This window comes from Kineosporiaceae bacterium (assembly GCA_016713225.1).
Taxonomy (GTDB): domain Bacteria; phylum Actinomycetota; class Actinomycetes; order Actinomycetales; family Kineosporiaceae; genus JADJPO01.
The window spans coordinates 455,933-474,122 of sequence record JADJPO010000002.1; the positions used below are offsets into that span (position 1 = coordinate 455,933).

Genomic DNA, 18,190 nt, shown 5'->3' on the forward strand with positions numbered 1-18,190 from the left:
CCATCGATCGATCACCGCCCTCCGAGGGTCGATCACCGATGCTTCGGTCTATTCAGCGATCCCTGGTCCCGCTCGAAGCGCAGCCGCCCAGCGAACCGCCTACCGCGACAAGGTGGCGCCTGGTCACGTGGGAGAAGAGCCTCGGCGTGCACGGTCTGGGCGAGCATCAGGAGCGCCGGGAGCCAACATCGTCGCCCAAGGGGGCATGATCTTCATTTCGAAACTTGGCCTGGACTGCACTGATGACGGCGGGAACCGCCGTCGCGGTCAGCTCCTTCGTCGCTGCACGCTCCGGCTCCCGGCATCCGGCCACGCCCGACACACCAAAGGCCCGCAGCGGCTGTCGCCGTGCGGGCCTTTCGGTGGGTCGGGGTGGCGGGATTTGAACCCACGGCCTCTTCATCCCGAACACTGTCCGGACTGCCCGGTGACCTGCGGGAGCCCGGCGATAGCGCTGGTCAGTGCGTCGGTCCGGGTCTGGATGCATCGGTCCGCGTGGGTCCGGCGTTCATGATCGTCTCCCAGGATTCTCCCCGCGGGTCGTTCACGCGGCATCGAGATCGAGGCGGAGCAGGCTCAGCCCGGCCGGGCCTCTGCTGCACCAGCATCGATGATACGAAGATCAGCTGTTGGTCGCGTTGGGTAGGCGAATGGGATTCAAATGGGCGATAGTCCCATTTGCTTCCCATTACTGTGAGGGTCAGGTGCGGACGCTGTAGGTGGTGGTGCGGCCGCGGCCACCGTGTTGGTCGAGCAGGCCGTCCTTGACCAGGGTGCGCAGCGCCTTGCGGACGGTCTCTGGGCGGATGCCCGCGTGTTCGGAGACCTCCTGTACTTGCAGGGGGCCATCGAGCAGGGCGGTGTAGACGGCTCGTTGGGTCGGGTTACGGCGCGCGATCGATGGCGGCAGGCCTGGTGTGGGGTCGGCTGCGCCGGCGATGAGTCGGACGGTGAACTGCAGACCGGTGTCGTAGAAGGTGGGCGGGGGCATGTGTGCCTCGCGGAGTGACTGGATCACGCGAGGGATGCCGCTGGCCAGGGTTTCCACGACGCGGGCGTCATCGGCGGTTCGGGCGTACTGGCAGACCTGGATGAGTTGGCCGTTACGGGGTGAGGAGGTGCCGGGTAGGCCGAGTCGGTCGACGGTGATGCCGTAGAGCCCGCCCGGGTTGGTGACCACCAGGCTGTCGGGGGTCAGCCGCACCTCGACGGCCTTGTGCGCCGACCAGGCATCGAGGTCGCGGTGGACGAGGGCGTTTCCGACCAGTTCGCGGAATGCTTCCAACGGGTATTCGAGGCTGTCCCTGAGGTGGCCCGAGGGTTCCTCGACCGTGGTGCGCGGCAGCGCCTTGCGAGCCCAGTCCAGGGCACCCTCGAGCAGTCGCGGGATGGGCCCGCTGAGACTCACGAGTTCGCGGGCGCGAACCCCAGGGGAGTCGGCGGCCAGTGTGATGACGAATCTGGGGAAGAACTGTTGAGGGTGTACGCCGAGGGTGAGCAGCCCGGCGACGCTCAGCTCGCCGTCCGAGTGGACCACCCCGCCACGCACGAGCATCTGCTCATCGGTGAACCGTCCCAGCCCGTGCGCGTCGAGCGATCGTGCCGTGGTGATCCAGATCCGGGTCAGCTCAGGGTCGAGATCGGCGGTGCTGGTTCCCGAGACGGGTTGGCGGTCGTGCAGCGGAGGCTGTCGCAGTCGAAGGAATGCCTGTTCTTCGAGGTCGGACATGCGGTAATCGCCGTCATATCCGCGAACCCATCCATGGCCCTGAACACGGCATGGTTTGGCCGCCGGGTCGCATTCGGTGACCCGGGCGAGGATCACCTGTGAACCCTCGAAGGCTTGCACCTCGAGATCGAGCACCACCGGCGGAGTGCAGGTGCGAGCCTGCTGAGCCAGGCCCTGCATCAGTTGTTGGGCATCCGAGAGTCCGACAGGGTGGAAACCACGCCGTTCGTCGAGACCCAGCAGGACCATCCCGCCACCTGGCAAATTGGCCAACGCGCACAGGGAGTACCGGACGCCCTCGGGAAGCGCCCCACGGCCGTCGGCTCCCGCTGCGGTCTTCACCTCCACGTCGAGGGTGTCCCCGCGGCGGTCGCGGAGCCGTGCGACGAGTTCGTCGAGAGCCACGTCCAGCATGGATCCCATTATCTGGGATGCAGCACCATTTCCGTCCCATTTGATAGGTGTGGCCTCGTGGGCTTCGGAGGCGAGGCAGATGTCGTTCCGGCTGTCTGCTTCCCTGCGGGGACATGCCCGGCATGCCCAGAGGTGATCTGCCCAGCGCCGCGGTCGTTCGCTGCTGAGACCTTGAACGGACGGCTCCTTCGAACGAGCCGAAGTAGCGCCACAGCCGCCGCTCGACGCGCGGGCAAAGCCGCTGGCCATCGACCCTGTGTGCACGTGGTCGCGACACGTTGGACGTCTGCATGCGCGACCATGGGAGAAGATCTTGACAAGATCTTCTCCCAGTCCTTCCGGAAACCATCGCAAACCAACACCCAAAGCACCGCAGGCCAGAAGCCATATGGCCTCTGACCTGCGGTTTCATGGGTCGGGGTGGCGGGATTTGAACCCACGGCCTCTTCGTCCCGAACGACCAATCGAGGCGCGCGTGACCAGCATGGAGCGGCGATATCGCTTGTCACGGCGTCGGTAGTCCGAGGTAGCCGTCGGTTCGTGTCGGTCAGATTGTCATGATCGTCTCCCAGAGCTCTCCCCATCGCGTAGCCGGGTGCCGTCTACTCATCCGGGTCGGACCGCAGAAGCCCAAGCATTGAGGGCCGTACGCGCGGCTGGCGCAAGTGATCAACTGTGCGACTGCCCCCGGCATGGGGAGCTGGGACGTTCGCGCCTGGAACCTCGTGTGCGCGGTGACAGAGTGGGTTTGGGGTGATCGCCATGACGTTCCGTCGTGCGTTGCTGCTCGGCCTCACAACCCTTCTCATCGCATCCCTGGGGATCGCCGCGTGCAGCGACTCCACCTCGGGGGGCACTCCTACCAGCGGAGTGGCGCCCTCGGCGGGATCCGCGCCGCTGTGGGCCGCACCGGGCACCGCAGCACTGACCGCGACCCAGGGCGCTGCGCTGCAGTCCGCCCTGGATTCCTGGATCGCCCAGGACAAGCTGATCGGCGCCACGGCGGCCGTCGTCACGCCGCAGGGCGTGTGGTCCGGCGCGACCGGCGTGGACGGCGCCGGCACCCGGCTGCAGCCAGAGGCGGCGATGGCGATCATGAGCGTCACCAAGTCCTTCACAGCGGCCGAGGTGATGCTGCTGGCCACACGAGGCCTGGTGAACCTGGACGCGCCGCTCACCGACTACGTGCAGGCGCCGTTCGACACGAAAGGGGCTACCGTCCGGCAGGCGCTGGCCATGCGTACCGGCTTCCCCGACTACGCGACCGCGCCGTACGTGAAGACCATCGCCGCCGACCTGGCCAAGGACTGGACGCCGGCGCAGATGCTCGCCACTCTGCCCAAGGACTCCGTCCGGCAGGGCACCCTCGGCGGGACGCCTTACTACAACAGCCTGAACTACGTCCTGCTCGGCGAGCTGATCGCCAAGGTCACGGGCCAGTCCTACGCCCAAGCCCTGCGCGTCGACCTGCTCGATCCGGCCGGACTGCACCGCACCTGGGTCCAGACCGCTGAGACACCCACGGGCCCGCTGACCGTCGGGAAGAACACGCCGGCCGCCGACACCGTGGATCCTGCCGGCCCGTACCTCCCGTCGCGCTCGGCGGCCTCGTTCACCGGCGCCGGCGGTGGCATGGCCGGGGACGCCGCGGACCTCGCCCGGTGGGCGTATCTGCTCTTCGGCGGCCAGGTCATCGACTCCGCCTCGGTGAAGCAGATGGTGGCCGACCCACAGGAGGAGCCCAACGTCGGCCCGTACGCACTCGGCACCATGGTCGGCGACGACGAGGGCACTCCCACGTACGGTCACGCCGGGGGCGGGCGCGACTGGCCCTACACCTCGATCACGCTGGTGTGGGCGGGCGCCCAGCCGGTGTGCGTCGCCGTGATCACGCCGCAGCCGGCCGACTTCGGCTCGCAGATCTACGAGCTCGTCATGCAGTTGCACACCGCTGCCTCGGCGAATTGACCTGTCGTGCAGGCCTCGAGCCAGGCCGGCAGTCATATGGCCTCTGACCTGCGGTTTCATGGGTCGGGGTGGCGGTGGGATTTGAACCCACGGCCTCTTCGTCCCGAACGCTGGTGCGATCGCGCCGTCGCCTGTGGTGATCGGCGAAATGGCTGGTCACAGCCTCGCCGGCGGATGGTGAGAGTGATGGTCGGTGACGGGTTCAGGGTCATGATCGTCTCCCGGGTCTCTCCCCGGCCGGGATCGAGGTCCGACTGGTTGGTCCCTGTGGCCATCCTGCCGGTGTTGTGACGTCTCCAAGGAGCCTTGTCACGTGGGCGGTGAGCCTCTGCTGGCGCGTGCCCGGCACGGCATCGGGAGGGACTCCGGAGTCAAGATCGTCTCCGGAGTCTTTCCCGAAGAACGCCAGTGGACCAGCGCGCCGTCACCCCGCGGCACCTGAATCCACGATCACTTCGTCTCAACCGACATGGTGCGGCAGCGGCGCTGGGTGTCACCGGATGGCAAAGCCGCTGGTCGGCGGCCCCTCCACCTCGTGCCGGCGACATGTCAGCCGGCCGCTGGGCGACGTCTCGGGAGACGATCTCGGCAAGATCTTCTCCCAGTCCTTCCGGAAACCATCGCAAACCAACACTCAAAGCACCGCAGGGCAGAAGCCATATGGCCTCTGACCTGCGGTTTCATGGTCGGGGTGGCGGGATTCGAACCCACGGCCTCTTCGTCCCGAACGAAGCGCGCTACCAAGCTGCGCCACACCCCGGTGGAGCCCAGTCAGGATAGCGGAGGCAACCCCGGACCATGAAACCGGCGAGTTGACTCACGTCGAATGCCCGCGTGGGTGGGGTCGTTGACTCATCGGTGGATGCCCGCGTGGGTCAGGCTCGCTCGATGGGGTTGACCATGGTGCAGCGCAGGGCGGTGTTGGCCTCGCAGGTGGCGGCGTGGCCGAAGGCCACCAAGGTCGAGAAGTCGGCCATCCTTGATCATCTGGTGGCGGTCAACGGGTGGCATCGTGACCACGCCCGCAAGATGATCCGGGCGGCCGTGGCCGATGGTGGCAGCGACCGGGCGGTCGGTCAGCGGCGGGCGGCCCGGGCACCGGTCTACACCTACGACGAGGCGGCGATCACGGCGTTGGCGACGTGTTGGGCGGTGCTGGGCGGCCCGACCGGTAAACGGCTGCAACCGGCGTTGGCGGCCCTGGTCCCGGCCCTGCTGGCCCACGGTGAACTGCCCCAGGACCCGGCCGTGATCGATGCCCTGTTGGCGATGTCGGCGGCCACCATCGACCGGCGCCTGAAGACCCACCGGGTCGGACTGGTCGCCGCCAAGGGCCGGTCCCTGACCCGACCGGGCAGCCTGTTGAAGTCCTCGATCCCGTTGAAGACCTGGCACGAATGGGACGACACGGCACCGGGGTTCATCGAGATCGACCTGGTCGGCCACGAAGGCGGCGACGCCAACGGCGCCTTCCACTACACCCTGGACGCCACCGACGTCGCCACGGGCTGGACCGAGGCGATCAGCATCGCCTCCAAAGGCGAACGGACCGTCTCAGCGGCCCTGACCCGCCTGCAGGTCCGGTTCCCGTTCGCCCTGCTGGGCATCCACTCCGACAACGGCAGCGAGTTCATCAACCACCACCTGCTGAAGTGGGCCACCGACCGGCAGATCACCTTCACCCGAGGCCGGCCCTCCCACTCCAACGACCAGGCCCACATCGAGCAGAAGAACTGGACCACCGTCCGTCACGCCGTCGGCTACCACCGCTACGACACGGCCCGAGAACTGTCCCTGCTCAACGAGTTATGGCCCCTCCAAGCCCAACTGACCAACCTGTTCCTGCCCCAACAGAAACTGCTCACCAAGACCCGCGACGGCGCCAAGGTGACCAAGACCTACGACAAGGCCGCCACCCCCGCCACCCGCCTGGCCCGCGACCACCCCGACGTCCTGACCCCCACCGACGCCCACGCCCTGCGCCACCAACTCGACGTCCTCAACCCGGCCGGCCTGGCCCGCCGCATCGCCGCCGTCCAGGCCAGCCTGCTCGAACTGGCCCGCCGCCGCGGCAGCATCCAACGCCGCGCCAAGACCAACGCCGTCTACCTGTCCAAAACCAAGATCAAACCACCCCAGGCCCCGCGGGCATCCACCGATGAGTCAACGACTCACCCCAAGCGGGCATCTTGACGTGAGTCACCAGGACCGGTTCCCGACGTCCCAGCTGGGACGTCCCAGCTGGGACGCATTCGCGCTCAGCGCTCGCGGGGCACCAAGGTCAACAGGGTCGCCTCGGGTCGGCAGGCGAACCGCACCGCCGCGTACGGCGGCGTCCCCAGCCCGGCCGACACGTGCATCCAGGCCGCCGATGCCCCCGAACCAGGCACGGACGCCGCGGCGTCCCGTCCCCGGGTCCACGCGCCGTCCGAAGCCCGCGACGGCCAGCGGGACACCCCTTTGGCCTGGCGCCTCGGCAGGTCGCAATTGGTGACCAACGCGCCGAACCCGGGCAGGCACAGCTGCCCACCATGCGTATGCCCGGCGATCAGCAACCCCGCGCCGTCCGCGGTCATCGCATCGAGCACCCGCCGGTACGGCGCGTGCATCACCCCGACGGTCAGCGCGGCGTCCGGCGAGGGCGGCCCGGCCACCCGGTGGTAGCGGTCGCGCTGGATGTGCGGGTCGTCGACGCCGACGAACTCGAGCGGCACCCCGGCGACGTCCAGCGTGGTGCGGTGGTTGTTCAGGTCGGTCCATCCGGCGTCCAGGAAGCCCTTGACCAGATCATCCGTGGGCAACCGCTCACCGATGATCCGCTTCTGCCCGCCATGACGCAGCAGGTACCGCGCCGGGTTCTTCACCCGCGGCGCGTAGTAGTCGTTCGACCCGAGCACGAACACCCCGGGCCGGTGCAGCAGCTCGCTGTGGGCCTCGAGCGCCGTCTCGACGGCGTCCATGTCGGCCAAGGTGTCCCCGGTCGAGACCACCAGGTCGGGCTCGAGGTCACCGAGCCCGCGCAGCCAGGCCTGCTTGCGATGCTGGCGCGGCACCATGTGCAGGTCCGACAGGTGTAACACCCGCAGCGGGTCGGCGTCCGGGGGCAGCACCGGCAGGCTGGCCCGGCGCAACACGAAGTGGCGTGCCTCGAGCCAGGCATACCCCAACCCGGTCGCCCCCGCTGCCGCGACGGCGAGCGGAATCGCGGCCGCCAACGGCAGCCGAGAGGTGAGGGCACGCTCTGAACGCATCCGCCCATCCTCTCATCGGCTGCCGGTGGCACCGGCAGCCGACACCTGATCGGCCGTGCCAAGACCGCGGCCCGCCCGGCGAACGCCTCACACCGAGGCAGACTCGCGGCCCCGCGCCAGAGCCTGCTGGCGCAGCTGCTCGTTCTCCTCCTCGATTCGGCGCGCCTCCTGCTCGTCTCGGGTGAGCGTGACTCCGCTCTCGGGGTCGAACAGGTGCATCCGCTCCGGGTCGAACCACAGCCGGGCACGCTGTCCCTCGCGCACCCGGCTCATGGCGTCGAGGGCCACGACCAGCTGGCTCCGCATGCCCTCGCCGTCCAGGTCGCGATCGAGTTCGTCGAGCTGTTGGGCCACGGCGGCGTCCTGCTCGTAGGGCACATAGGCATACAGCTCGTTGCCCAACCACTCGGTGACATCGACCTCGACCTCGACCTCGATACCCCCTTCGCGTCGGCGCTCGTCGATGACCGACGCGTCCTCGAAGTGCTCCGGCCGAATGCCGGCGATCACCAGTTCTCGTCCCTCGAGCAGGCGCGCCCGCTGCGCGGACAGCCGGACGTCGCCGATCGGCAGGTGCAGCACGTCGCCGGCCACCCGGGCAGGCAGGAAGTTCATCGGCGGCGAGCCGATGAAGCCCGCGACGAACAGGTTGACCGGCTGTTCGTACAGCTCCCGCGGGCTGGCCACCTGCTGCAGCACTCCGCGTTTGAGGACGGCGACCCGGTCGCCGAGGGTCATCGCCTCGGTCTGGTCGTGGGTCACGTAGATGGTCGTCGTGCCCACCCGTCGTTGGATGCGTGAGATCTCGGTACGCATCTGACCGCGCAGCTTCGCGTCCAGGTTGCTCAGCGGCTCGTCGAACAGGAACGCGTCGGCCTCGCGTACCAGCGCCCGCCCCATGGCCACCCGCTGCCGTTGCCCGCCGGACAGGTTGGCGGGTTTGCGATCGAGATGGTCGCGCAGTTCGAGCAGATCGGCGGCTCGCTGCACGCGCTCGTCGATGTCCGCCTCGGAGTACTTGCCCTTGGCCAGCCGCAGCGGGAAGGCGATGTTCTCGTACACCGACAGGTGCGGGTAGAGCGCGTAGTTCTGAAACACCATGGCCAGGTTGCGATCTCGCGGCGCCTTGTCGTTGACGCGCTGGCCGTCGATCAGCAGCTCGCCCTCGGTGATGTCCTCCAGGCCGACCACCATGCGCAGCAGCGTGGACTTGCCGCACCCGGACGGCCCGACGAGGATGACGAACTCCCCGTCGCGAATGTCCAGGCTGATGTCGTTGACGGCGGCGAAGCCGTCGCCGTATCGCTTGACGAGGTTCTTGAGGGTGATCTCGGACATGTGCTCGCTCCCGGGCGTGAGGTTCGTCAGAGGGGCGGATGAGTCGATCTGGTCATCCCTTCACCGCACCGTTGGTCAGGCCGGCGACGATCCGGCGCTGGAACAGCAACACCAGCACCACCACAGGGATGGTCACGATCACCGCCGCCGCCGCGATCGGGCCGTTCGGCGCCTCGAATTGTGAGGCACCGGAGAACAGCCCCAACGCCGCCGGCACCGGGCGCGATGCCTCGGTCGAGGTGAGCGAGATGCCGTAGATGAAGTCGTTCCAGGCGATGAAGAACGCGATGATCGCCGTGGTGAACACCCCGGGCGCGGCCAACGGGACGATCACCTTGCGAAACGCCTGCCAGGACGTCGCGCCGTCCACCTGCGCTGCCTGCTCCATCTCCCACGGGATCTCGCGGAAGAAGGCCGACAGCGTCCAGATCGCCAGCGGCAGGGTCAGTGACAGGTACGGGATGATCAGGCCCGGCCAGGTGTCGTACAGCCCGATCTGTCGCCACAGGTTGAACAGCGGGGTGACGATCGAGATCACCGGGAAGATGGCCACCGCCAACGCCGTCGACAGGATCAGCCGCTTGCCCGGAAAGTCCAGGCGCGCAATGGCATAGGCGGCGAACATCGACAGCACGCACGAGATCGCGGTGGCGATCAGGCAGATGCCGAACGAGTTGCGCAGCGCCGGCAGGAACAGCTCGCTGGCCTCGCCGGTGAGGATCAGCCGGTAGTTCTCCCAGGTGCCGACCGTGGGCAGGAACTGGCGGTTGGCGATGTCGGACGGCGCCTTCAACGACAGCGACACGATCCACGCCACCGGGAACAGCGCGTAGACGACGATCGCCAGACCGCCGATCAGCCACCCGACCTTCTCGCGTCGCGACATCGCTACTCCCCTCGCGCCGAGGCCAGGTCGACCCGGAACCCCTTGATGAACAACGCGCAGATCAGCACGACGCACACGAACAACAGCACCGAAACCGCCGAGCCGAGCCCGATCTCGAGTCGTGAGATGGTCTGCCGGTATGCCAGGAACGAGACCGTCTCGGTGCTGTTCGCGCCCCCGGTCATCACGAAGATCGAGTCGAAGATCCGGAACGCGTCCAGGGTGCGGAACAGCAGGGCGACCATGATGGCCGCCTTCATGTTGGGGATCGTCACCCGGTTCAGTCGCTGCCACCAGGTGGCGCCGTCCACCTTCGCTGCCTCCTGCAACACCTCGGGAACCTGGGCCAGCCCGGCCAGCAAGAGCAGCGAGATGAACGGCGTGGTCTTCCAGATCTCGGCCACGCACACCACGAACAGGGCCTTCCAGGTACCGCCGAACCAGTCGGTGTCGGCGCTGATCCCGGGGAGCCAGCCCAGCCAGCTGTTCACGAAGCCGGAGTCGAGCGCGAACGCGTACTGCCAGGCGAACGCCGAGACCACCGTGATGACCGCGTAGGGAATCAGGATCGCGGCGCGGACCACCGGGCGGATGGCGCGCAGCGCCTTCATCATCACCAGGGCGAGTCCGAAGCCCAACACCAACTCGACGGCCACGGTGATCGCGGTGATGAACAGTGTCACCGCGAGCGAGGTCCACCAGATGCGGTCGGTGAGGATCACGGAGTAGTTCTGCAGCCCGTTGAAGGAGCGGTTGCCGGGGTCGGTGAGTCGGAAGTCGAACAGGGAGTCGTAAACCGCCTGCAGGATGGGATAGGCGGTCACCAACAGCATCACGGCGAAGGCCGGTCCGGCGAGCATCCAGCCGAGTCGTCGCTCGGCCCGCGAACGGTCACTGACCCGGGCGCGGACGGCGGGACGATGCGTCGTCCGGCCGCTCGGCGGCAGCGTCGTGGTGCTCACAGCAGCTCCTTCTTGGCCAGCACCGCGCTGATCAGATCAGCGGCGCGCCGTCCGGTGGTGGCCGGGTCGACCTGGGACGGTGGGTGATAGATGCGTTGGACGCTTTCGGAAACCTCGCTGTAGTAAGGGGTTTGAGGTCGCGGTGCGGCCTGCTCGAGGGACTCACGGATCACCGGGGCCATCGGGAACTCGCGCAGCACCTCAGGATCGTCGTACACCGCGGCACGGGCTGCGGGGTTGCCGTTGCTGATGAAGTAGTAGGCCTGGTTCTGCTCGCTGGTGATGCACTCGGCCGCCGCGTACGCCAGATCGGGATGCTCGCTGAACGCGCCCACTCCGAGGTTGATCCCACCGTAGGGCGGAGTGCTCGGGCGGTCGGCCTGCACCCGCGGGTAGAGCGCCCAGCCGTAGTCGGCGGGCACCGAGGCGTCGAGCGTGCCGCCCTCGACCCCGGCCTGGGCGCGCGGCCAGACGAAGGGCCAGTTGACCATGAAGGCCGCCTCGCCGGCCTCGAACGCATTGACGTTGGCATCCTCGCCCGAGGTCGAGAGGGCCGGACCGCCGACGCCCGCATCGGCCACCGCCCGCATCACCCGAGCGGCCTCGGCGGCCGGCGGATCGGCCAGCCCCAGCTTGATCTGGGCGGGGTTGTCCGGCGAGGGGTCGGTGACGATCGCCCCGCCGGCCGAGGCGACCAGGGCGTTCACCCAGACGGTCAGTGCCTCGGCGCGAAGGCCCTGGACGGCGAACTGCTGGCCCTGGCCACGCGCGGCGTCGATCAGTTGCTGCCAGGTGACGGGCCGGCTCAGGTCGAGGCCTGCCGCCGTGGCCACGGACTTGCGATACCAGAGCAGCTGGGTGTTGGCCCAGAACGGCACCGTCACCAGCGTCCCGCGCCACGTGGCCCCCTGTCGTGCACTGTCGACCACTCCCTGCGAGACGCGGGCCGCGACATCGGCGGGCACCGGCGCGAGGAAGCGTGCCTCGGCGAACTCGGGGATGTACGGCGGGTCCAGGCTCATCAGGTCGATCGATGAGTCGTTGGCCGCCAACCGCCGCACCAGCTGCTGGCGCTGCTCGGACGACTCACGGGGCATGACCGCGGTGCGAATGGTGTAGGCACCGCTCGCGGCGGCGGTACACCGCCGGGCCAGCTCGGCCTGCCCGCCGGAATCGGGGTTGGTGTACCAGGTGAGTCGCGGCGCCCCACCGTCCTGACCGCCACAGGCGGCGAGACCGGTGGCGACGAACGCTGCGACCAGGACGGCGCCGAGGCGCCGACGGATGAGGCGACGGCCCCGAGGGGCTCGATCCCGCCCGACAACGGACATGACCGCTCCTCCTGCGACATCGGTGGACCCGGATGCGCAAGGGCGCTCGGTCACGCCTCCGGGGTGAGGAACCTGGTGATCGATTTCTCCTGATTGCTGATGATTCGCGGAGTTCATGCTTACCTCATGACCGCGCGGCCTGCTCGTTCATGCGCACCCGGCCGGCCGGCCGGCTCCGGCGAATATCGCTCGGAACGGCTCGGCCGCAGGTGCGAGGATGAGCGCCATGGCCGAGTTGAAGCAGCGTCTGCAGTCCGATCTCACCGAGGCGATCCGTTCCCGCGACGAGGTCACCGCTGCCACCCTGCGGATGGCGTTGACCGCCATCCGCTCCGGCGAGGTCGCCGGCACCGTCGCTCGCGAGCTGTCGGACGACGAGGTGCTGGCCGTGCTCGGCAAGGAGGGCAAGAAGCGTCGCGAGGCGGCCACCGCGTTCGCCGATGCCGGCCGCGCAGAGCAGTCCGCGCGCGAGCTGGCCGAGCTCGCCGTCCTGGAAGGCTATCTGCCGCAACAACTCTCGGACGACGACCTGGCCGCCCTGGTCACCTCGGCGATCGCGGACGCCGCGGCGGCCGGCGCCTCCGGCATGGCTGCCATGGGCCGCGTCATGAAAGCCGTTCAGCCGCAGGTGGCCGGGCGCGCCGAGGGCGGGCGGATTGCTGCCGAGGTGAAGCGGCAGCTCGCCGCCGGCTGAGTTTCGTCACTCGGCGTCACCGGTACCGGGGCCTAGTCGCCCATCACTCTCATCCCCGACGAGCGCAATGTCACGTTGCACTCGCCTGACGAGCGCAACGTGACATTGCGCTCGTCAGGGGTGAGAGTGGGGTGAGAGCGGGGGTTAGCCGCGGCCGCGGCCGAAGCCGTTGCCGTTGTTGCCATTCCCGTTGCCGATGCCGGGGAAGCCGTCGCCGCCGCCGGGGAACTCGTTGCCGGGCGGCGGCGCTGCGCTGCCGTCACCGGGGTAGATCACCACGGTGGAGCCCTTCTCCAGGCGTCCGCCGGCCGACGGCGAACTCTTGGCCACCCGGTCGGGGCCGATGAACGACGCGGTCGGCGGTCCGACGCGCACCTTGAAGCCCTGCCCCTGCAGGATGCCGGTGGCCTCGCCGAGCGTGCGCCCGACCACCTCGGCCACCTTGATGCCGCTGCCCTCCAGCATCTTGGCGGGCGGGGCGGGCCAGTCCTCTCGCGGCAACCCGTCCATGCCAGTGGTCATGATCGACTGCCACAGCGGCGCCGCGATGGTGGCACCGAACACGTGCCCGTAACCGACCCCACCGATGCGTCGATTGTTCAGGCTGCGCCCGCCGGCGTAGCGCGCCTCCGGGTAGTCCTTGGGGTCGGCGACCACGACGGCCGTGGCGAGCTGCTTGGTGTAGCCCACGAACCAGGTGCGAACCGAGTTGTCGGTGGTGCCGGTCTTGCCGGCGGCGGGCCAGCGGATGCCTCGGCCGCGGGCCGTGCCCTCGGTGAACACCCTCTTGCCGGCATAGATCACACCGCGGGCCACGTTGGTCGGGATGGCCTCCGACACGCACTTGGTCGCCCCGATCGACTGGGCCTTGCCCGAGCGATCGAGCACCGACAGCACCGGTGTCGGCGGGCAGTAGGTGCCCTCGGCGGCGAAGGTGGCGTAGGCGTTGGCCATGGTCAGCGGCGAGATCAGCAGCGCCCCGAGGATCATTGCCGGGCACTGGGTCGGCAGCTTGCCCGCCACCGGTGTGCCGTCCTTGTAGCAGTCGGCCACCGCCTGGGTCGGCGGCGAGGCCAGGTGCACCCCCATCGCCTCGGCGGTCTTGGTGATGTCACACAGGTCGAGGCGGCTGGCCATGTCCATGTAGGCCAGGTTCACCGAGTTGAACGTGGCCTGCATGACGCTGATCGACGGCGGGCCGCTGCCCTCGGAGTTGCTGACCTTGAACCGCGGGGTCCCGAGCGGCTCACCACAGGCGCTGAAGTCGCGCCCGCTCCAGGACTGTTGGTCGCCGGTGACGTTGGTGAACAGCCCCTTGCCCTTGCTGAGCCAGGTGGCCAGCGTGAACGGCTTGAAGGTCGAGCCGACCTGGAATCCCGCTGCCCCGCCGTAGACCTTGTCGACGCCGTAGTTCAGCTCGGTCTGGCCCGGCCCGCGCTGCGGGTTGAAGTTCGTGTTCTGCGCGATGCTCAGCACCTGCCCGGTGCCCGGCTGCACGGTCACCGCCGAGGTGGCCACCCCGGAGTCGTCCGCCGGCGGGATCTTCTTCATCAGCGCCGCGGTGGCGGCCTTCTGCAGCCGCGCATCCAGCGTGGTCACGATCTTGTACCCGCCCCGGCGGATGGCGCTCTCGCGGGCGTCCTCGGTCTTGCCCAGGACGGCGTACCGCGGGTCGGTGAGCAGCATCTGCAGCGCGTACTGGCAGAAGTACGCCGACGCCCCGGCCGTGATGCAGCCCGCCTTGGCGACCTGGGGCGTGGTCGGCAGCGGGGCCTTGTCGGCCGCGGCCCGCTGCGCCTCGCTGATCACCTTCAGGTCGGCCATCCGGGTGAGCACCTGCCCGCGGCGGTTCTTGGCGGCCTTGGGGTGCTTGAACGGGTTGTAGGACTCCGGGGACTGCACGATGCCGGCGAGCAACGCCGCCTGCGGCAGGGTGAGCCGCGCCGCGGTGGTCTTGAAGAAGTACTGCGAGGCCGCCTCGACGCCGTAGTTGTTCTGGCCGAAGGCGGCGATGTTCAGGTAGCCCTCGAGGATCTCGCCCTTGGACTTGGTCTTCTCCAGCTCGATCGCCATGCGGATCTCTTTGACCTTGCGGGCGTTCTTACGCGCCGTGGCCGCCTTGACACCCTCCTTGTCACCCTCGCCGACCGCGCTCTCGACCAGCTTGTTCTTCACCAGCTGCTGGGTCAGCGTCGAGGCACCCTGCACCTGGCCGTCGTTGAGCTTGTTGCTCACCAGCGCCCGCAGCAGGCCCTTGGGGTCCACCCCGCCGTGCTCGTAGAACCGCGAGTCCTCGATCGCCACGACGGCCTGCTGCATGATCGGCGCCACCCGGATCAACGGCGTGACGACGCGGTTCTCCTCGTAGAACGTCGCGATCGGGGTCTTGCCGTCGCGGGCGTAGAGCGTGGAACCCTCCGGCAGGGGCAGGTCCTCGAGGTCGGCGGGGATCGAGTTGTAGAAGCCGATGGCGTCCCGCGTGAACGATCCGGCCGCCCCGACGGTGGGCAGGAGCAGCCCGGCCACCAGGGCTCCGGCCACCAGGCTGGTCGCCAGGAAGGCGGCCAGCAGGGCCGGCAGCCGAGAGCTGCCCTCGCGGGCACCCGCCCCGGGGCGTGCCGCGGAGACGTCGTCGGGTCGGGGCAAGCGCATGGCCAGCGGCTCCTCGTCGCAGGTGTGACGGGGTCAGACTACGGCGGGAGATCCCCATTCGGCTCAACCATCGGCGGGTCGCGGGGCTGTACCGTTTCGCATGGTGTAACGCAGCGGGATGTTCGCGCGATGGGCCGTATGCGCGAACGGGTCTGCATTGGTGTGAGAAAGAGCTACGGACGGTGACGTTCCCTGGCCAGGTGAGGGGAATATCATCCGTCTGGGCCGTAGGCCAGACACTGCGAGTGACATTACTGTGAGTGCGGGCGATAGGTCGGGGTTCACCCTCGCGGGGGAACACATGGGAGGACAACGCAGATGAACAGCGCGAACGACTGGGCTGCCAAGGGTGCTTGCCGTACGGCTGACCCGGACATGCTGTTCGTGCAGGGTGCGGCGCAGAATCGCGCCAAGGCCGTGTGCATGGCCTGCTCGGTGCGGACCGAGTGCCTGGCTGACGCGCTCGACAACCGGATCGAGTTCGGTGTCTGGGGTGGCATGACCGAGCGTGAGCGCCGGGCGCTGCTGCGCCGTCGTCCCAATGTCGCCTCGTGGCGTCGCCTGCTCGAGATCGCTCGGGCCGAGCACGAGCAGGTCGTCGGCGTGAGCACCGCCGTCTCCGCCTGACCCTGTCCCAGACGTCGCATCTGTCCGAATCTGAGAATCACGATTCGGTCACGGTTTTCTGCGGCTGAACCCGGCTGACGGCCCGGTTCAGCTCCGGCGAACTCACCTCGAGAGGTTCGCGCCGACCTCGCGCAGCCCGGCCAGATCGTGAACATCCTCGGCCATCGCCCTGACCTCGGCCACGGCCACATCCGGGTGGGCTCCGGTGAAGCGGGCCGCCAACGCCTGTTCGCGACGGCGACGGCGCATCCGATCGGCGTGCACCCGCAACAGCCCCGCGGTGAGGGCTCGGCCGCTCACCTCGGACTCGGCGTCCTCCAACTCCTCGGCGGCCGCCGCGGCACGCTCGGCGCTCAGGCTGTCCGCGTGGCTGGTGTGCACCCGGTTGAGCACCAATCCAGCCAGCGGCATGCGTTCCTCCCGCAGCCGTTCGACGAAGTACGACGCCTCCCGCAGCGCGTCGGCCTCGGGTGCCGAGACGACGACGAACGCCGTCCCCTGCTGCTGCAGCAACTCATAGGTGCGCTCGGCGCGCTCGCGGAACGACCCGAACACCGTGTCCAGCGCCGCGACGAAGGTCTGCAGGTCGCGCAACACCTGCGCTCCCAACAGCTTGGTCATCACCCCGGTGGCACTGTTCACCGCTACCGACATCACCTTCAGGTAGGCCCGCCCGCCCGCGCGGGCCGGTGCCGAGAGCAGCCGGATCAGCCGGCCGTCCAGGAACGACCCGAGCCGTTGCGGGGCGTCCAGGAAGTCCAGGGCCGAGCGGGACGGCGGGGTGTCGACCACGATCAGGTCCCACCCGTTCTCGGGGGCGCCACCGGCGCGCATCGCCCCGGCCCGGGCGCGCAGCTGCCCCAGCTTCTCCATCGCCATGTACTCCTGCGTGCCCGCGAACGAGCTCGACAGCGCCTGGTAGAAGGGGTTGGCGAAGATCTGTTGGGCCTTCTCGGGTGAGGCATGAGCGCTGATCACCTCATCGAAGGTGCGCTTCATGTCGAGCATCATCGCGTCGAGGCTGCCGCCGGCCGCCGAGTCGACCTCCGCCACCGGCCGTGGGGTGTTGTCGAGCTCGGCCAGGCCCATCGACTGGGCCAACCGCCGGGCGGGGTCGATGGTCAGCACCACCACGCGCCGTCCGTGGTGTTCGGCGGCCCGCAGGGCCAGCGCGGCCGAGGTGGTGGTCTTGCCCACCCCACCCGCGCCGCAGCACACCACGACCTGGGTGCCGCGATCACTCAGCAGGGCATCGACATCCCACACCTGCATCACGGCGCTCATGCCGGTCCTTGCGCGCGCAACCGCTCGGCGAGGTCGTAGAGCGCGCCCAGGTCGATGCCCTCGGCCAGTGCCGGCAACTCGACCAGGGGACGGTGCAGACCCTCCAGCACGACGCGCTGCTCGCGTTCGAGCTGCACCCGCTGGGCGTGTTCGACGCCCTCGGCGATCAGCGCCTCGGCGGTGGCCCGAACCCGGGCGGTCCGGGCGGCCGCGGACTCACCGGGGCGTGCGGCGCGTCGTCCCAGGCCCGCGGCCTCGAGGCCCGCCATCACCCGGGTGACCGGCAGCCGGCCCTTGCCGGCCGCGACCAGCTCTGCCTCGGGCAGCAGCGGCTCACGCATCATGTTCACCACGATCGAGCCCACCGGCAGCCCGATGCGGGCCAGTTCGGCCACCGCATCGTGGGTCTCCTGCACCGGCATCTCCTCCAGCACGGTGACCAGGTGCACGGCGGTCAGGGACGAGCGCAGCAGGTTCATGATCGATCCGGCCTGGTTGCGGATCGGACCCACCTTGGCCAGGCCGACGACCTCTTCGTTCACGTTGAGTACCTGGCCGATGCGCCCGGTCGGCGGGGCGTCCAGCACCACGGCGTCGTAGCGCGGCGTCGCTCCCTCGCGGCGCCGGGTCGCCTCGTAGACCTTGCCGATGAGCAGGACGTCGCGCAGCCCGGGGGCCACGGTGGTGGCGAAGTCGATGGCCCCGAGGCGTTCGAGGACCTTGCCGGCCCGGCCCAGGTGGTAGAAGAGCTCGAGGTACTCCAGCAGGGCCGCCTTGGGCTCGATGGCGAGCGCCCAGACCTCGCCCCCGCCCGCAGCCACGGCGATCCGCTGCTCGCCGTAGGGCAGCTGCGGGACGTCGAACAATTGCGCGATGCCCTGGCGTCCCTCGACCTCGCACAGCAGCGTCCGGCGGCCCCCGGCGGCCAGCGCCAGCGCCAGCGCCGCGGCAACGGTCGTCTTGCCGGTGCCCCCCTTGCCGGTCACCACGTGCAGTCGCACCCGGGATCGGGCGGACGACGCAGGTGTCGGGCTCGAGGTCACAGTGGTGAGCC

At 69.0% G+C, this 18,190-nt stretch carries 13 protein-coding genes and 1 tRNA gene; 4 read left to right on the forward strand and 10 right to left on the reverse strand.

Annotated elements, in window-relative coordinates:
- Window positions 1-700 precede the first annotated feature (700 nt).
- Window positions 701-2,143, reverse strand: a complete 1,443-nt coding sequence (locus tag IPK24_08115; GenBank protein ID MBK8075517.1) for a putative DNA binding domain-containing protein — start codon at window positions 2,141-2,143, stop codon at window positions 701-703.
- A gap of 762 nt (window positions 2,144-2,905) precedes the next feature.
- On the opposite strand from IPK24_08115, the gene IPK24_08120 reads away from it, so the two are divergent.
- Entirely contained in the window at window positions 2,906-4,111 is a 1,206-nt protein-coding gene (locus IPK24_08120) for a beta-lactamase family protein (protein MBK8075518.1), read from the forward strand.
- 683 nt (window positions 4,112-4,794) lie between these two features.
- On the opposite strand, the gene IPK24_08125 is transcribed toward IPK24_08120, so the two are convergent.
- Window positions 4,795-4,871: transfer RNA gene (locus IPK24_08125), tRNA-Pro, on the reverse strand.
- A 128-nt stretch (window positions 4,872-4,999) separates the two neighbouring features.
- Between IPK24_08125 and IPK24_08130 the strand changes: the two genes are divergently transcribed.
- A complete protein-coding gene (locus tag IPK24_08130; GenBank protein ID MBK8075519.1) occupies window positions 5,000-6,304 on the forward strand; it encodes a transposase family protein in 1,305 nt (434 codons plus the stop codon).
- 65 nt (window positions 6,305-6,369) lie between these two features.
- Here the strand turns inward: IPK24_08130 and IPK24_08135 are convergent, their stop codons facing one another.
- From IPK24_08135 to IPK24_08155, 5 genes are all read right to left on the reverse strand, one after another.
- Window positions 6,370-7,362, reverse strand: a complete 993-nt coding sequence (locus tag IPK24_08135) for a metallophosphoesterase (protein MBK8075520.1) — start codon at window positions 7,360-7,362, stop codon at window positions 6,370-6,372.
- Window positions 7,363-7,449: 87 nt separating this feature from the next.
- Window positions 7,450-8,700 carry a sn-glycerol-3-phosphate ABC transporter ATP-binding protein UgpC gene (gene ugpC, locus IPK24_08140; GenBank protein ID MBK8075521.1) on the reverse strand — a complete coding sequence of 417 codons (1,251 nt, stop codon included), beginning with the start codon at window positions 8,698-8,700 and terminating at the stop codon, window positions 7,450-7,452.
- Window positions 8,701-8,752: 52 nt separating this feature from the next.
- Window positions 8,753-9,586: a carbohydrate ABC transporter permease gene (locus IPK24_08145; GenBank protein ID MBK8075522.1), complete on the reverse strand. Its 834-nt coding sequence runs from the start codon at window positions 9,584-9,586 to the stop codon at window positions 8,753-8,755.
- 2 nt (window positions 9,587-9,588) lie between these two features.
- A complete protein-coding gene (locus tag IPK24_08150; GenBank protein ID MBK8075523.1) occupies window positions 9,589-10,446 on the reverse strand; it encodes a sugar ABC transporter permease in 858 nt (285 codons plus the stop codon).
- A gap of 98 nt (window positions 10,447-10,544) precedes the next feature.
- On the reverse strand, window positions 10,545-11,879 hold the full coding sequence (locus IPK24_08155) for an extracellular solute-binding protein (GenBank protein MBK8075524.1): 1,335 nt from the start codon (window positions 11,877-11,879) through the stop codon (window positions 10,545-10,547).
- Window positions 11,880-12,105: 226 nt separating this feature from the next.
- On the opposite strand from IPK24_08155, the gene IPK24_08160 reads away from it, so the two are divergent.
- Complete coding sequence (locus IPK24_08160) at window positions 12,106-12,573, forward strand: GatB/YqeY domain-containing protein (protein ID MBK8075525.1); 468 nt, start codon at window positions 12,106-12,108, stop codon at window positions 12,571-12,573.
- Window positions 12,574-12,717: 144 nt separating this feature from the next.
- Here IPK24_08160 and IPK24_08165 read toward each other — a convergent pair whose 3' ends face one another.
- Window positions 12,718-15,225 (reverse strand): penicillin-binding protein, encoded by a 2,508-nt coding sequence (locus IPK24_08165; GenBank protein MBK8075526.1) that lies wholly within the window; start codon window positions 15,223-15,225, stop codon window positions 12,718-12,720.
- A 318-nt stretch (window positions 15,226-15,543) separates the two neighbouring features.
- On the opposite strand from IPK24_08165, the gene IPK24_08170 reads away from it, so the two are divergent.
- Complete coding sequence (locus IPK24_08170; protein ID MBK8075527.1) at window positions 15,544-15,852, forward strand: WhiB family transcriptional regulator; 309 nt, start codon at window positions 15,544-15,546, stop codon at window positions 15,850-15,852.
- A 102-nt stretch (window positions 15,853-15,954) separates the two neighbouring features.
- Here the strand turns inward: IPK24_08170 and IPK24_08175 are convergent, their stop codons facing one another.
- Together IPK24_08175 and IPK24_08180 are read right to left on the reverse strand one after the other, a co-directional pair.
- A complete protein-coding gene (locus IPK24_08175; GenBank protein ID MBK8075528.1) occupies window positions 15,955-17,136 on the reverse strand; it encodes an ArsA family ATPase in 1,182 nt (393 codons plus the stop codon).
- Entirely contained in the window at window positions 17,133-18,137 is a 1,005-nt protein-coding gene (locus IPK24_08180) for an ATPase (GenBank protein MBK8075529.1), read from the reverse strand. Before IPK24_08180 ends, IPK24_08175 begins: the two co-directional genes overlap by 4 nt.
- Between the last annotated feature and the right edge of the window lie 53 nt (window positions 18,138-18,190).

Bases quoted from the DNA above. Each gene is read 5' to 3' on its own strand.
- IPK24_08115 (MBK8075517.1), bottom strand. From the start codon at position 2,143: ATGCTGGACGTGGCTCTCGACGAACTCGTCGCACGGCTCCGCGACCGC.
- IPK24_08120 (MBK8075518.1), top strand. From the start codon at position 2,906: ATGACGTTCCGTCGTGCGTTGCTGCTCGGCCTCACAACCCTTCTCATC.
- IPK24_08130 (MBK8075519.1), top strand. From the start codon at position 5,000: ATGGGGTTGACCATGGTGCAGCGCAGGGCGGTGTTGGCCTCGCAGGTG.
- IPK24_08135 (MBK8075520.1), bottom strand. From the start codon at position 7,362: ATGCGTTCAGAGCGTGCCCTCACCTCTCGGCTGCCGTTGGCGGCCGCG.
- ugpC (MBK8075521.1), bottom strand. From the start codon at position 8,700: ATGTCCGAGATCACCCTCAAGAACCTCGTCAAGCGATACGGCGACGGC.
- IPK24_08145 (MBK8075522.1), bottom strand. From the start codon at position 9,586: ATGTCGCGACGCGAGAAGGTCGGGTGGCTGATCGGCGGTCTGGCGATC.
- IPK24_08150 (MBK8075523.1), bottom strand. From the start codon at position 10,446: ATGCTCGCCGGACCGGCCTTCGCCGTGATGCTGTTGGTGACCGCCTAT.
- IPK24_08155 (MBK8075524.1), bottom strand. From the start codon at position 11,879: ATGTCCGTTGTCGGGCGGGATCGAGCCCCTCGGGGCCGTCGCCTCATC.
- IPK24_08160 (MBK8075525.1), top strand. From the start codon at position 12,106: ATGGCCGAGTTGAAGCAGCGTCTGCAGTCCGATCTCACCGAGGCGATC.
- IPK24_08165 (MBK8075526.1), bottom strand. From the start codon at position 15,225: ATGCGCTTGCCCCGACCCGACGACGTCTCCGCGGCACGCCCCGGGGCG.
- IPK24_08170 (MBK8075527.1), top strand. From the start codon at position 15,544: ATGAACAGCGCGAACGACTGGGCTGCCAAGGGTGCTTGCCGTACGGCT.
- IPK24_08175 (MBK8075528.1), bottom strand. From the start codon at position 17,136: ATGAGCGCCGTGATGCAGGTGTGGGATGTCGATGCCCTGCTGAGTGAT.